Here is a 270-nt window from a genome sequence, read left to right as displayed (position 1 = left end):
GATCGTATCGCTGCTGTTGCCCGACTGGGACAAGACGATGGCAAGGCTCTTGGCGACGCGGCGCTCGCCGGTCTCGGCCAGGAAGGTCAGCGGGCTGCGCAACGCAAGCTCGGCAGGGAGGCCGGAAAAGCTGTCGGAGGCGGCAAGGAGCGCATTCATCGAACTGCCGGTGCCGATCAAAATGACGCGTTCAGGCTCCGATTCCGGGAGCGCCGCTTCGATCTGTAACGGCAAGTCGGACAGGACTTTCTCGACCGTCGCCGGTTGTTG

The 270-nt window shown here is 63.7% G+C and carries 1 protein-coding gene; it reads right to left on the bottom strand.

All coding sequences use genetic code 11. The features are described 5' to 3' along the window. Nucleotides 1–270: phosphoheptose isomerase family protein (locus CH341_RS34920; protein WP_170149918.1), on the bottom strand; the 270-nt coding region annotated here is incomplete at both ends.

It is taken from the genome of Rhodoplanes roseus, assembly GCF_003258865.1.
Lineage (GTDB): Bacteria > Pseudomonadota > Alphaproteobacteria > Rhizobiales > Xanthobacteraceae > Rhodoplanes > Rhodoplanes roseus.
Note: the sequence above shows the minus strand (reverse complement) of the source record. Positions and strands in the feature narration are given on the sequence as shown.